Origin of the sequence: Kitasatospora sp. NPDC059795 (assembly GCF_042732175.1) — a bacterium.
GTDB lineage: Bacteria > Actinomycetota > Actinomycetes > Streptomycetales > Streptomycetaceae > Kitasatospora.
On sequence record NZ_JBHWID010000009.1, the window covers coordinates 49,140 to 62,898 of the forward strand.

Sequence of the window (13,759 nt, forward strand, 5' to 3'; positions counted from 1 at the left end):
CGCCGCCGCCGCGCGAAACGGGGCACCGCCGGGACCGTCCAGGCTACTGCGCGCCGGGGCGCGCGGGACCGCCCCGAAGGGCGGCAGGGTCGCGAATCAGCCGCGCGAAACGACGACCGACTCGATCACCACGTCCTGGACCGGGCGGTCGTAGGGCTTGGTGGTGGCGGTGGTACCGATCGCGTCCACGACCTTCTGGCTGGCCGCGTCCACGACCTCGCCGAAGATGCTGTGCTTGCGGTTCAGCCAGGTGGTCGGGGCCACCGTGATGAAGAACTGCGAGCCGTTGGTGCCCGGGCCGGCGTTGGCCATGGCCAGCAGGTACGGGCGGTCGAACGACAGGTCCGGGTGGAACTCGTCGGCGAACTTGTAGCCCGGGCCGCCGGTGCCGTTGCCCAGCGGGTCGCCGCCCTGGATCATGAAGCCGTCGATCACACGGTGGAACACGGTGCCGTCGTACAGCGGCTTGGCGGCCACCTCGCCGGTCTCCGGGTTCTTCCACTCGCGAGTGCCCTCGGCCAGCTCGACGAAGTTCGCCACGGTCTTCGGGGCGTGGTTCGGGAAGAGCTTCACCACGATATCGCCGCGGTTCGTCTTCAGGGTGGCGGTGAGTTCCTCGGCCACGGGAGTACCTTCCTGTCTTTCAGCTGACTATCCGGGGAATCATCCCATGATCGCCGCAGACGGCTCAGTCGAAGGTGCTCGGCAGATAAGCAGGATGCATGATCTCCTATCAGGTGGAAAGGTGCATACCGGACAACGCCGGACACCCGCCGAGAAGGAGAAGCCCGTGAGCCGTACGGACACTGCGCGCGAGACCGCCGCACGGGCGAAGGACGCCGTCGCGCCCTACGCCGCCTCCGCGAAGGAGACCGCCCTGCACTACGCCGAGGAGGCCAAGCAGGTGCTCGGCCCCAAGCTGGAGGCGCTCGGCCCGAAGGCCGCGGCCGCCGGCGCCCAGGCCCGCAGCGGAGCCGGCCAGGCCGCGCAGGCCGCCCGGGTGCAGTACGTCAAGCACCTCGCCCCGCACCTGGAGCAGGCCTTCTTCAGCCTCCCCCCGGACACCCAGAAGGCCGCCCTGAAGGCCGTCCACCGGGCCCAGGAAGCCGCGCTCGCCGCCAAGCTGTCGGCCGGTCAGGCCGCCTGCCAGGCCCGGACGAACGTCGCCCCCAAGGTCGTCGAGACCTTCCACGCCGCCAAGGACAGCGTCGTCCCGCTCGCCCAGGAGGCCCAGTCCCGCGGCGCCGCCGCGATCACCGCGCTGCAGGGCAACGTCAGCGCCGCCGAGATCGGCGAACTGGCCGCCAAGAACGCCAAGAAGAAGCGGTGCAACGGCTGGGCGACCGGCCTCGCGGTGGCCGGCGCCGTCGCCATCGGCACCGGCGTGGTGGCCTGGCAGTGGCTCCGCAAGCAGAACAATCCCGAGTGGCTGGTCGAGCCCCCGGAGCCCGCCACCGCCCCATCCGCCACCGCCACCGCCACCGCCGCCGGCGCCGCCCGGCCCGGCACCGCCACCGGCGCGCCGGTCGGCGGGGCCACCCTGAACGGCTCCGTCCCGAACGACGGTCCGGAGGCCGCGGACGCCGCCGAGGCCTCGGAGGCGGCCGGCGCCTCGCCCGCGCCGAAGTCGGGCCCGTCGGTCGGCCGTCCCGCCGAGGAGGACGACCGTCCGAAGCCGCACGACCCGCGCAAGCCGCACTGAAACGGCGCAGGCCCGGAGAGCAGAAAACGACTCCGCCCGACCGCAGCTGGTGCGGTCGGGCGGAGTCGTATCGAGTGGAGCCTAGGGGAGTCGAACCCCTGACATCTGCCATGCAAAGACAGCGCTCTACCAACTGAGCTAAGGCCCCGAGCAACGGGCACTAGCCTACCCGCTCCTGGGCAACGCCCCACGCGGGTTTCGGACCGGCCCCGGCAGGTGCTCCGCGGGCCGGTCCGAGGAAGACTCGTGCGTCAGCTCAGCGGCCGGCCGGGACCGGGTCGGTCGCCTCGGTCCACAGGTCCTGCTCGGCGCGGTCCGCCTGGACCTGACGGTAGACAAAGAAGCCGCCGAGGGCGACCAGGGCGACCAGGAGAAGCTTCTTCACCGCGGGACCTCGTCCTTCTTGCTTGCTTGGATGTAAGGGTACGAACCAGCGGTCAGGCTGAAGACCGCCCTGGGGCCGATGATACACACCGGTAACCGGTTCAGAAGCGGCCCCCGCCACCGTCAACCGGCCGATCTGCAAGCGCCTTTGACGCTTCCGAACCAGTACGGTCATCGGACTGCGAGCCCACTCCCTCCCCCGAGTACCGACGAGTCGGGCCCGCCGTCGGTTCCGCACCGGCGACGGGCCTTTCGAACACCCGGCAACTATCCGCGACGACGCCTGCGCAGAAGGGCGACATCCCGCCGGATCGCCCGGACGTCCTCGCTCAGCGCGTCCAGCCGGCCGCCGTGGGCGTCCAGCCGCGACTCCTGCCGGGCGACCCGCGCACTGATCGCGGAGATCACCACGCCCTGCGCCTCCAACCGCCGGTCGACCGACCCGAGCGCGTCGGCCGGCTCGGCGACATCCACCCACTCCTCCCCCACCGGCGGCGCGGCCGGCAGGCACTCCTCGAACGGCTCCAGCCCGTCGATCCGCCGCCGCCACGCCGCCACGGCCGGATCCCGCCGCACCGCTTCCTCCTCGTCCCACCGCAGCTCGCTCCACCGCTTCCACGGCCGCGCCCGGAACGGCCGCACCCCCGGCGGCTCCGCAGCCCGCTCGACCAGATCGAGCAGCCGGCTGCGGACCGCACGGGCGACCTCGCTGTCCCGCAGCAGCATCGCGACATTCAGCACGGCCCGCCGCGAGTACAGCGCGATACCGTTCCCGCCGCCCTGGGGACGACGCCCGGCGGGGCCTTCCAGGTCACTGACCTGCCAGACCTTCATCTTGAAGGTCTGGTCGGCCGAGTTATCCACAGGGCTCACGGACGGATCGCCCGCTTCCGCCTGCGGCAGGCCTCCGACCTGCCAGAGTGACACCTTGTCACTCTGGTTGTCGGGGTTGCCCACAGACCTGAGGACGACGTACCCGTTGCTCTCCAACTCTTCGCGGTGGCGGCCGACGAGGCTGTAGACGGCCTTCTCACCGACCCCGAAGTAGTCGGCGACCATCCGCGTGGTGACGTGCAGTCCGTCGGACAGCAGGACGAGGGCCTTGACCTCGTCGAGGACTTCGGTGCGCTCGCACAGGCCGCTTCGGAGCGTCCTGGATTCGAGCAGGGCGGCTTCCATGGACATGGGAATGCCTCACAGGGTGAAAGAAGACGTGACGGGGGAAACCGCCCGGGTGCCCGGGGCGGGCGGGGCCGGTCATCCGCCGGCCGGAGCAGAGGTCGCGCTGTGTCCCACGTCACCCAATGACCGGGTCTGTCGCCCGGCTGTCCCCGACTTCACATCAGTTTCGAGTCAACTCACCCTGTGTTTCGCCTCTGCGCACCAGGCTCAACGAGCCGTCGCGGCCGGAGGTTACGGGGAAAATGTCGAAGGCCCCGATCACCAGGTGATCGGGGCCTTCGCGCCGGTGGGCCTAACAGGACTTGAACCTGTGGCCTCTTCCTTATCAGGGAAGCGCTCTAACCGTCTGAGCTATAGGCCCTTGCCGCACTGAAAGATTAGCGGACCGATGGCCGATCTCCCAAATCCGTATCCGCGGCGTCCGTCGGACGGTGCTGCTCAGGGGGTTCGGCGAGCCACTGGGCGCGGGTCGCGGGGAGCCGGGAGGCGCCCGCGGGGGTGGGGCGGACGGCGAGGACCTGGTTGATGCCGATGCGGTTCTGCTCGAAGGCGAGGGCGCAGGCGGCCATGTAGAGCCGCCAGACCCGGGCCCGGCCGCGACCGGCCAGCGAGACGGCGTCGGGCCAGTGGGCCTCCAGGTTGGCGACCCACTCACGGAGGGTGAGCCCGTAGTGCTCGCGGAGGGCCTCGACGTCGCGCACCTCGAAGCCGGCCTCCTCCAGTCGGGTGACGGTGGTGCCGACGGGGGAGAGCTCGCCGTCGGGGAAGACGTAGCGGTCGATGAAGGGGGAGAGCCGGTACTTCTCGCCGGGCTCCAGCGGGCGGCGGGCGATCTGGTGGTTGAGCAGGCGGCCGCCGGGGGCGAGCAGGTCGTACAGGTGGCGGGCGTAGACCAGGTACTGGGCCGAGCCGACGTGCTCGGCCATACCGACGCTGGAGACGGCGTCGAAGGGGCCGTCGGGGATCTCCCGGTAGTCCTGCAGCCGGATCTCGATCCGGTCGGTCAGACCGGCCTCGGCGACCCGCTCGCGGGCCAGCGCGACCTGTTCGGTGGAGATGGAGACGCCGACCGCCCGGACGCCGTAGTGGCGGGCCGCGTGCAGGACCAGGGAGCCCCAGCCGCAGCCGACGTCCAGCAGCCTCATGCCGGGGCGCAGGCCGAGCTTGCGGCAGATCAGGTCGAGCTTGGCCTCCTGGGCGTCCTCCAGGCTCTTCGCGGCGGGCGTCCAGTAGGCGCACGAGTAGACCATGGTGGGACCGAGGACGAGGCCGTAGAAGTCATTGCCGACGTCGTAGTGGTGGCTGATCGCGGCGCGGTCGCGGCGGCGGCTGTGTGCGCTGCCGCGGCGGCCCCGGACCTCCTCGGGCGGGGGCGTGGGCGCGGGGCCGAGGGCGCCCAGGCGCAGGGCGGTACCGAGCAGTCGGCGGCCGTGGGCGCCGAGGAGTCGGCGCGGGCCGAGCTGGAGGGCGCGGACGTCCGGGTCCTCGGCGAAGGCGGCGACGGCGTCCAGCACCTCGTAGAGGTCGGTGCCGGGGTCGAGTTCGAGGTCGCCGGAGACGTAGGCGCGGGCCAGGCCGAGTTCGCCGGGGGACCAGACCAGTCGGCGCAGGGCCCGCCGGTTGCGCAGGACGACGGTGGGCGCGCCGGGCGGGCCGGCCTGGGAGCCGTCCCAGGTGCGGACCCGCAGGGGGAGCCGACGGCCGATCAGGCCTTCGAGCGCTCGGACCAGTTGCTGTGCGTTCTCCGCCATCACGGACCTCCCGACCGGCCGTACCCGTCCGGGCCGCCCGGTGTCCGCTGTCGCGGCCGGCCGGCCCCGTGCTCGTTCGCGTATTCCATTTGTCCATGCGGGAGCGGTGCCGCGGATCCCGGCGCGCCGCCCGGTCACCCGATTGCCGCCGGAGACGACGAACGGGCCCCGAAGGCTTCAACAGCCTTCGGGGCCCGGGGAATTCCGCCGAACTGACGCGGGGTCAGTCCTCTTCGGCCAGAGTGAGTTCGATGCCGCCGGTGAAGCCGGCCGCGGTGTTGTAGATGAACGCGGCGAGAGTGGAGAGCGCCGTCATCAGGACCACGTCGACCACCGCGATCAGGGTGGTGAACATCATGACCTTGCCGAACCCGATGTAGTCCATCAGGTTGAACGCGCCGGAGCTGTCGGTGCCGGTGACGTCCTTGAGGGTGCTGGTCAGCGAGTCGAAGACGCCGAGGCCGTCCAGGGTCATCCAGAGCACCGCGGAGGCCACGATGACGATCACGCCGACGGCCAGCGAGAGCAGGAAGCTGACCTTCATGACCGACCAGGGGTCGGCCTTGATGATCCGCAGCCGGGCCCGGCGGACCCGGCCGGTGCCGCCGGCGGCGCTCTGCGCGGGGCCGCCGGGGCGACGGGCCTGGCCGCCGCCCTGACCGCCGGGGGCGCCGGGAGCGCCGCCCTGGGGCCCCGGGCCGCCGGTGAGGGTGCCGCGGGCCGGGGTGGGCTGGCCCTTGGCGTACGTGGTGGGCTGGGAGAAGCCGCCGGCGGGCGCGTTGCCGGGGGCGGGCGGGGTCTGGCCGCCGTAGCCCGGCTGGGCGGCGGCGCCCTGGCCGGCCTGGGGCATCACCGAGGTGGACGTGGCAGGGTTCTCGGGGCGCTGCGGCGCACCGTACGGTGTCCCGCCCGGTCCGCCCGACAGCCCGCCCGTGGCACCTCCAGCACCCGTGGCTCCGCTCACCGTGGTCCTCCCGAACCGTCCGCCAGGCCGATCGAACCGCCTGGTCCGTGTTGTGCTCGCTCCGCCTGCCCGGTTGGCCTGCGGTCAACCCGCGGTGCCCGCCCCGCCGGAAGCGGAACGGGCACCACGGTCGCGGTCGTGCGTCAGCCCTGGTCGGGCGTGCCGTCCGCCTCGTGCTCGGTGGCGGTCGCGGTCTCGGTCGCCTCGGCGTCGAGGTCCGCGCCCTCCTCCTCGTCGGCTTCCGCGTTGCGGGCCATGCCCACCACCGCGTCGCGCTTTCCGAGGTTGATCAGTTGGACGCCCATGGTGTCACGTCCGGTTTCACGAACCTCGGAAACCCTGGTCCGGATCACTCCTCCGGAGAGCGTGATGGCCATGATCTCGTCGGTCTCCTCGACCACCAGGGCGCCGACCAGCGAGCCCCGGCCCTCGACGATCTTCGCAGCCTTGATACCGAATCCGCCGCGTCCCTGGACACGGTACTCGTCGACCGACGTCCGCTTGGCGTAACCGCCGTCGGTGGCGGTGAAGACGTACGTCCCCGGCCGGACCACGTTCATCGACAGCAGTTCGTCGTCCTCGCGGAACGACATGCCCTTGACGCCGGAGGTGGCGCGGCTCATCGGGCGGAGGGCCTCGTCGGTGGCCTTGAAGCGGATCGACTGGGCCTTCCTGGAGATCAGCAGCAGGTCGTCGTCGGCGGAGACCAGCTCGGCGCCGATCAGCTCGTCGTCCCGGCCCTCCTCGTCCTGGCGGAGGTTGATCGCGATCAGGCCGCCGGAGCGCGGGGAGTCGTAGTCCTTGAGCGGGGACTTCTTGACCAGGCCGCCGCGGGTGGCGAGCACCAGGTAGGGCTTGTCCTCGTAGGTGCGGACCGCCATCACCTGGGTGATGTGCTCCTCCGGCTGGAAGGCCAGCAGGTTGGCGACGTGCTGGCCGCGGGCGTCGCGCCCGGCGTCGGGCAGCTCGTAGCCCTTGGCGCGGTAGACCCTGCCCTTGTTGGTGAAGAACAGGATCCAGTTGTGCGTGGTGGTCACGAAGAAGTGGTCGACGATGTCGTCCTGCTTCAGCTGCGCGCCGCGCACGCCCTTGCCGCCGCGCTTCTGCGAGCGGTAGAGGTCGGAGCGGGTGCGCTTCACGTAGCCGCCGCGGGTGATGGTGACGACGATGTCCTCCTCGGCGATGAGGTCCTCGATGGAGAGGTCGCCGTCGGAGGGGATCAGGGTGGAGCGCCGCTCGTCGCCGTACTTCTCGACGATGGCGGTGAGCTCCTCGGAGACGATCTCGCGCTGCCGGGAGGGCGAGGCGAGGATCGCGTTGTACTCGTTGATCTTGGTCTGGAGCTCGTCGTGCTCGCTGAGGATGCGGGCGCTCTCCAGGGCGGCCAGGCGGCGCAGCTGCATCTCGAGGATGGCGTTGGCCTGGAGTTCGTCGATCTCCAGCAGTTGCATCAGGCCGGTGCGGGCGGCGTCGGCGCTCTCCGAGGCGCGGATCAGCGCGATCACCGCGTCGATCTGGTCGAGGGCCTTGAGCAGCGCGCGCAGGATGTGGGCGCGCTCCTCGGCCTTGCGCAGCCGGAAGGTGGTCCGGCGGACGATGACCTCGATCTGGTGGGCGACCCAGTGCCGGATGAAGGCGTCCAGCGAGAGGGTGCGCGGCACGCCGTCGACCAGGGCCAGCATGTTGGCGCCGAAGTTGGTCTGCAGGTCGGTGTGCTTGTACAGGTTGTTGAGCACGACCTTGGCGACCGCGTCGCGCTTGAGCACGATGACCAGGCGCTGGCCGGTGCGCGAGGAGGACTCGTCGCGGACGTCGGCGATGCCGGCGATCCGGCCGTCCTTGACCAGGTCGGCGATCTTCAGGGCGAGGTTGTCCGGGTTGACCTGGTAGGGCAGCTCGGTGATGACCAGGCACTGGCGGCCCTGGATCTCCTCGACCTCGACCACAGCGCGCATGGTGATCGAGCCGCGGCCGGTGCGGTAGGCGTCCTCGATGCCGCGGCGGCCGACGATCAGCGCGCCAGTCGGGAAGTCGGGGGCCTTGATCCGCTCGATCAGGGCTTCCAGCAGCTCCTCGTTGGAGGCCTCGGGGTGCTCCAGCGCCCAGAGCGCGCCGGAGGCGACCTCGCGCAGGTTGTGCGGCGGGATGTTGGTGGCCATGCCGACCGCGATGCCGGTGGCGCCGTTGATCAGCAGGTTGGGGATGCGCGCGGGCAGGACGGTGGGTTCCTGCTGGCGGCCGTCGTAGTTGGCGGCGAAGTCGACGGTGTCCTCGTCGATGTCGCGCATCATCTCCATGGCGAGCGGCATCATCTTGCACTCGGTGTAGCGCATCGCCGCGGCCGGGTCGTTGCCCGGGGAGCCGAAGTTGCCGTTGCCGTCGACCAGCGGCATCCGCATCGACCAGGTCTGGGCGAGGCGGACCAGGGTGTCGTAGATCGAGGTGTCGCCGTGCGGGTGGTAGTTACCCATCACGTCGCCGACCACGCGGGCGCACTTGTAGTAGCCCTTCTCGGGCCGGTAGCCGCCGTCGTACATCGCGTAGAGCACGCGTCGGTGCACCGGCTTGAGGCCGTCGCGGACCTCGGGCAGGGCGCGCGACACGATGACGCTCATCGCGTAGTCGAGGTAGGAGCGCTGCATCTCGGTCTCGAGCTCGATGAGCTCGACCCGGTTGCCGCTCTGGGTGGGGGTGGTGCTGTCCTCGGGCTGCTCGCCGCCGTCCGGACGGTTGTCGTCGACCACTGGTGGTCAGTTTCCTTTCAACGATCCTTGGCGGACGTCAGACGTCCAGGAAGCGGACGTCCTTCGCGTTGCGCTGGATGAAGGAGCGGCGGGCTTCGACGTCCTCGCCCATCAGCACGGAGAACAGGTCGTCGGCACGGGCGGCGTCCTCCAGGGTGACCTGGAGCAGCAGGCGGTGCGCGGCGTCCATGGTGGTGACGCGGAGTTCCTCGGCGTTCATCTCGCCGAGGCCCTTGAAGCGCTGGATGGCGTCGTCCTTGGGGAGTCGGCGGCCGGCCTCGACGCCGGCCGCGATCAGCGCGTCGCGCTCGCGGTCGGAGTAGGCGTACTCGAACTCGTCCCGGCCCCACTTGATCTTGTACAGCGGGGGCATCGCCAGGTAGACGTACCCGGCCTCGACCAGCGGGCGCATGAAGCGGAACAGCAGGGTCAGCAGCAGGGTGCGGATGTGCTGTCCGTCGACGTCGGCGTCGGCCATCAGCACGATCTTGTGATAGCGGAGCTTCTCGGCGTCGTAGTCCTCCTGGATGCCGCAGCCGAAGGCCGAGATCAGCGCCTGGACCTCGGTGTTCTGCAGCACCTTGTCGATCCGGGCCTTCTCGACGTTCAGGATCTTGCCGCGGATCGGGAGGATGGCCTGGGTGCGCGGGTCGCGGCCCTGCTTGGCGGAGCCGCCGGCGGAGTCACCCTCGACGATGAAGATCTCGCACTCGGCCGGGTCCTTGGACTGGCAGTCCGAGAGCTTGCCGGGCAGCGAGGCGGACTCCAGCAGGCCCTTGCGGCGGGTCAGGTCGCGGGCCTTGCGGGCGGCGACCCGGGCGCTGGCGGCCTGGATGGACTTGCGGACGATGTCCGCGGCCTCGTTGGGGTTGCGGTCCAGCCAGTCGGCCAGGTGCTCGTTGACCACCTTCTGCACGAAGGTCTTGGCCTCGGTGTTGCCGAGCTTGTCCTTGGTCTGGCCCTCGAACTGCGGCTCGCCGAGCTTGACCGAGATGATCGCGGTCAGGCCCTCGCGGATGTCCTCGCCGGAGAGGTTGTCGTCCTTTTCGCGGAGCAGCTTCTTGTCGCGCGCGTACCGGTTCATCAGACCGGTCAGCGCGGCCCGGAAGCCCTCCTCGTGGGTGCCGCCGCCGTGGGTGTGGATGGTGTTCGCGAACGAGTACACGCCCTCGGTGTAGGACGAGTTCCACTGCATCGCGATCTCGGCGGAGATCCGCCGGTCCTTGTCCTCCGCCTCGAAGTCGATCACCGAGGGGTGGATCACCTCGCCCTTGCGGGAGTTGAGGTGGGCGACGAAGTCGGCGATGCCGCCGTCGTACCTGTACGTGACGGAGAGCGGCTTGCCCTCCTCGTCGGCGTGCTCGGCGCGCTCGTCGGTCAGCGAGATGGTCAGGCCCTTGTTGAGGAAGGCCATCTCCTGGAAGCGCCGGGAGAGCGTCTCGAACGAGTAGACGGTGGTCTCGAAGATCTCCGGGTCGGCCCAGAAGGTGACGGTGGTGCCGGTCTCCTCGGTGGCCTCGTGCTTGGCCAGCGGGGCGGTCGGGGCGCCGGCCTTGTACTCCTGCGTCCAGCGGGCGCCGTCGGTGAGGATGTCCACCGCGAGGCGGTTGGAGAGCGCGTTCACCACGGAGATGCCGACGCCGTGCAGACCGCCGGAGACCGCGTAGCCGCCGCCGCCGAACTTGCCGCCCGCGTGCAGGACGGTCAGCACGACCTCGACGGCCGGCCTGTCCTGGCCGGGCATGATGCCGACCGGGATGCCTCGGCCGTTGTCCACCACCCGCACGCCGCCGTCGGCCAGGATCGTCACGTCGATGGTGTCGGCGTGGCCGGCCAGCGCCTCGTCGACCGAGTTGTCGACGATCTCGTAGACCAGGTGGTGCAGGCCGCGCTCGCCGGTCGAGCCGATGTACATGCCGGGGCGCTTGCGGACGGCGTCGAGTCCCTCCAGCACCTGGATCGCGCTGGCGTCGTACGCCTTGTTGTCGGACGGGTCTGGGGTCTGGCTGGGGTTGCCGGAATCGGCCACGAAGCGCCCTCTCTGGCACAGCGGGGCCGCGCCCCTTCCCGCTTCCCGGGCAGGTGTGCGACCACGGCGTTTCGACTCTGTTGCTCTACGCAACGGTGTTTGCGGTTCAGTCTACCGGTACGAGCGACAGAGAGGGGCGTTTGGCAGCCCCTGAGGGCAGATGTGCCGCCCTGAATCCCCTCGGGACGAGTCCCGATACTTGGCAGGGGGGCTCAGAGCGCCTGGACGGGCCGTCAGCGATTCCGGAGGGCCCCGGTCCGCTCCACCGGGCTCAGCCCCAGGTGTCCCCGGGTCCCTTGCTGCCGGGCGCCCGCAACCGCCCGTAACCGCGCACCGGGGCGTCCGGGCCCAGCACCTTGATCACGCGGACCGTGCCGTGCCCCAGCTCGTGATTCAGTCGGGCCACCAACTGGCGCGCCAGCAGCCGGAGTTGAGTGGCCCACGCGGTGGAGTCGCACTGCACGGTGAGCACCGCCTCGGCTTCCGCGTACGACTTGGGTTCACAGTGCGCAGCGATGTCCGGCCCGACGATCTGCGACCAGCGGCCCATCACACCGCCCACCGCGGCCGGGGCCTCCCAGCCGCGTTCGGTGATCAGCCGGTTCAGTGCGGCGCCCAGCGGCACCGGGTCGCGGCCGTCCGCGCGGGCCCCGCTGCGCAGGCCGGTGCGCTTGGCCTCCCGGCGCTCGCGCACCTGCTCTCCGCGCTGGCGGGCCTGCTCCTTGGCGGCGCGCAGCGCCACCCGGGCCAGGTCCACACCCGAAAGCTCCGAGCCCTCCGACATCACGCTCCATCCCCAGGCTGTGGACAACCGACTCGACGAGCGGTCCAGGGTACGGGCTCGGCGGGGTTCACGGCGTGAGCCGGGCCACGGCGCCGTCGGAGACCGCGTAGCGCGCGCCGGTGAGGGCCTTCGGGACGTCCTCGGCGACCGCGGCCGTGACCAGGACCTGTTCGCCGCCGGCCACCAGCTCGGCCAGCCGGTCCCGGCGGCGGGCGTCCAGTTCGGCGAAGACGTCGTCCAGGATCAGCACCGGTTCGCCGCCCTCGGAACGCAGCAGTTCGTAGGAGGCGAGGCGCAGGGCCAGCGCGTACGACCAGGACTCGCCGTGGCTGGCGTAGCCCTTGGCGGGCAGCGGGCCGAGTCGCAGCAGCAGTTCGTCGCGGTGCGGGCCGACCAGGGTCAGGCCGCGCGCGACCTCCTGCGGCCGGGCCGCCTGCAAGGCGTCCAGCAGCTGGTGCTCGGCCTGTTCGCGGCTGCTCGGCAGCTCGCCCTCGAAGGAGTGGCGGTACTCCAGCACGGTCTCCCCGGCATCGGGGGCGAGCTGGCGGTAGGCCTCGGCGACCAGCGGCTGGAGGGCGGCCACCAGCTGGATCCGGAAGGCGGTCAGCTCGGCGCCAGTGCGGGCCAGGTGGCCGTCCCAGACCTCCAGGGTGGCCAGGTCGGCGGCCTTGCCGCCGCCGTGCCGCCGGGCCGTCGCGGCGGTCTTCAGCAGGGCGTTGCGCTGCTTCAGCACCCGCTCGTAGTCGGAGCGGACCCCGGCCAGCCGGGGCGCGCGGGCGGTCAGCAGCTCGTCCAGGAAGCGTCGGCGCTCGCCCGGGTCGCCCTTGACGAGCGTGAGGTCCTCGGGGGCGAACAGCACGGTGCGCAGCACGCCCAGCACGTCGCGCGGGCGGACGTTGTCGGAGCGGTTCAGCCGGGCCCGGTTGGCCTTGCCGGGGGTGATCTCCAGCTCCACCAGGGTGGTCCGGCCGCCCTGGCCGACCACACTGGCCCGGACCACCGCACGTTCGGCGCCCAGGCGCACCAGCGGGGCGTCGGTGGCGACCCGGTGGCTGCCCAGCGTGGCGAGGTAGCCGATCGCCTCGACCAGGTTGGTCTTGCCCTGCCCGTTGGGCCCCACGAACGCGGTGACGCCCGGGTCGAGCGGAACCTCGACCCGGGCGTAGGAACGGAAGTCGGCGAGCGACAGGTGCGCGACGTGCATGACGGTGGACTGCGCTCGCCTTCTGGCCGTGGGTACTTACTTGGACTCGACCGCGTGGCCGCCGAACTGGTTGCGCAGCGCGGCGATCATCTTCATCTGCGGCGAGTCCTCCTGGCGGGAGGCGAAGCGGGCGAACAGCGAGGCGGTGATGGCGGGCAGCGGCACCGCGTGGTCGATCGCGGCCTCGACCGTCCAGCGGCCCTCGCCGGAGTCGGCGGCCCAGCCCTTGAGCCTGGCCAGGTGCTCGTCGTCGTCCAGCGCCCGGACCGCCAGGTCGAGCAGCCAGGAACGGATGACGGTGCCCTCCTGCCAGCTGCGGAAGACCTCGCGCACGTCGGTGACCTCGGGGGCCGCCTCCAGCAGCTCCCAGCCCTCGGCGAAGGCCTGCATCATCGCGTACTCGATGCCGTTGTGGACCATCTTCGCGAAGTGGCCGGCACCGACCTTGCCGGCGTGCACCGAGCCGAACTCGCCCTCGGGCTTGAGCGCGTCGAAGATCGGCTGGACCTTCGCGACGTGCGCGGCGTCGCCGCCGTACATCAGCGCGTAGCCGTTCTCCAGGCCCCAGACGCCACCGGAGACGCCGCAGTCGACGAAGCCGATGCCCTTGGCGGCCAGCAGCTCGGCGTGCTGGATGTCGTCGGTCCAGCGCGAGTTGCCGCCGTCCACCACCACGTCGCCGGGGGAGAGCAGCTCGGCCAGGTGCTCGACGGTCTCCTGGGTGGGGCCGCCGGCCGGGACCATCACCCACACCACGCGGGGGCCCTCGAGCTTGGCGATCAGCTGCTCCACGCTGTCGACGTCGGCGAGGTCGGGGTTGCGGTCGTAGCCGATGACGGTGTGGCCGGCGCGGCGGATGCGCTCGCGCATGTTGCCGCCCATCTTGCCGAGACCGATGAGGCCGAGCTCCATGACAAGTCCTTCACTGTGGTGTCGTGCCTGACGGCGGCGCCGTTGCCGCGCTCTTCCCCGAGCCTACGCCGACGATCAGGCCGCTCCGGGCAGCCACAGGGGC

At 71.2% G+C, this 13,759-nt stretch carries 11 protein-coding genes and 2 tRNA genes; 1 reads left to right on the forward strand and 12 read right to left on the reverse strand.

Annotated features, from left to right (window positions below; all coding sequences use genetic code 11):
- Positions 1 to 96 precede the first annotated feature (96 nt).
- Positions 97 to 624, reverse strand: a complete 528-nt coding sequence (locus tag ACFV4P_RS19585; RefSeq protein WP_073807081.1) for a peptidylprolyl isomerase — start codon at positions 622 to 624, stop codon at positions 97 to 99.
- Between the two features lie 166 nt (positions 625 to 790).
- Between ACFV4P_RS19585 and ACFV4P_RS19590 the strand changes: the two genes are divergently transcribed.
- Entirely contained in the window at positions 791 to 1,702 is a 912-nt protein-coding gene (locus tag ACFV4P_RS19590) for a DUF5324 family protein (protein WP_380472710.1), read from the forward strand.
- Between the two features lie 75 nt (positions 1,703 to 1,777).
- Here ACFV4P_RS19590 and ACFV4P_RS19595 read toward each other — a convergent pair.
- From ACFV4P_RS19595 to gnd, 11 genes are all read right to left on the reverse strand, one after another.
- Positions 1,778 to 1,850, reverse strand: a tRNA-Ala gene (locus ACFV4P_RS19595).
- A gap of 108 nt (positions 1,851 to 1,958) precedes the next feature.
- The gene (locus tag ACFV4P_RS19600; protein WP_014137031.1) at positions 1,959 to 2,087 is read right to left on the reverse strand and encodes a DLW-39 family protein; all 129 of its coding nucleotides are present in this window, start codon (positions 2,085 to 2,087) and stop codon (positions 1,959 to 1,961) included.
- Between the two features lie 266 nt (positions 2,088 to 2,353).
- Positions 2,354 to 3,271, reverse strand: coding sequence for a hypothetical protein (locus tag ACFV4P_RS19605; protein ID WP_380472713.1), 918 nt, complete (start codon positions 3,269 to 3,271; stop codon positions 2,354 to 2,356).
- A 284-nt stretch (positions 3,272 to 3,555) separates the two neighbouring features.
- A tRNA-Ile gene (locus ACFV4P_RS19610) sits at positions 3,556 to 3,629 on the reverse strand.
- A gap of 16 nt (positions 3,630 to 3,645) precedes the next feature.
- A complete protein-coding gene (locus ACFV4P_RS19615; protein WP_380472716.1) occupies positions 3,646 to 5,019 on the reverse strand; it encodes a class I SAM-dependent methyltransferase in 1,374 nt (457 codons plus the stop codon).
- Between the two features lie 223 nt (positions 5,020 to 5,242).
- Entirely contained in the window at positions 5,243 to 5,869 is a 627-nt protein-coding gene (locus ACFV4P_RS19620) for a DUF3566 domain-containing protein (protein WP_380472719.1), read from the reverse strand.
- Positions 5,870 to 6,126: 257 nt separating this feature from the next.
- Entirely contained in the window at positions 6,127 to 8,727 is a 2,601-nt protein-coding gene (gyrA, locus tag ACFV4P_RS19625; protein WP_380472722.1) for a DNA gyrase subunit A, read from the reverse strand.
- Between the two features lie 37 nt (positions 8,728 to 8,764).
- Positions 8,765 to 10,756 carry a DNA topoisomerase (ATP-hydrolyzing) subunit B gene (gene gyrB / locus ACFV4P_RS19630; protein ID WP_380472724.1) on the reverse strand — a complete coding sequence of 664 codons (1,992 nt, stop codon included), beginning with the start codon at positions 10,754 to 10,756 and terminating at the stop codon, positions 8,765 to 8,767.
- A 271-nt stretch (positions 10,757 to 11,027) separates the two neighbouring features.
- Positions 11,028 to 11,540 carry a DUF721 domain-containing protein gene (locus ACFV4P_RS19635; RefSeq protein ID WP_043915363.1) on the reverse strand — a complete coding sequence of 171 codons (513 nt, stop codon included), beginning with the start codon at positions 11,538 to 11,540 and terminating at the stop codon, positions 11,028 to 11,030.
- A 67-nt stretch (positions 11,541 to 11,607) separates the two neighbouring features.
- Positions 11,608 to 12,744 carry a DNA replication/repair protein RecF gene (recF, locus tag ACFV4P_RS19640; RefSeq protein ID WP_380472727.1) on the reverse strand — a complete coding sequence of 379 codons (1,137 nt, stop codon included), beginning with the start codon at positions 12,742 to 12,744 and terminating at the stop codon, positions 11,608 to 11,610.
- 36 nt (positions 12,745 to 12,780) lie between these two features.
- A complete protein-coding gene (gnd, locus tag ACFV4P_RS19645; RefSeq protein WP_380472730.1) occupies positions 12,781 to 13,656 on the reverse strand; it encodes a phosphogluconate dehydrogenase (NAD(+)-dependent, decarboxylating) in 876 nt (291 codons plus the stop codon).
- Positions 13,657 to 13,759 lie beyond the last annotated feature (103 nt).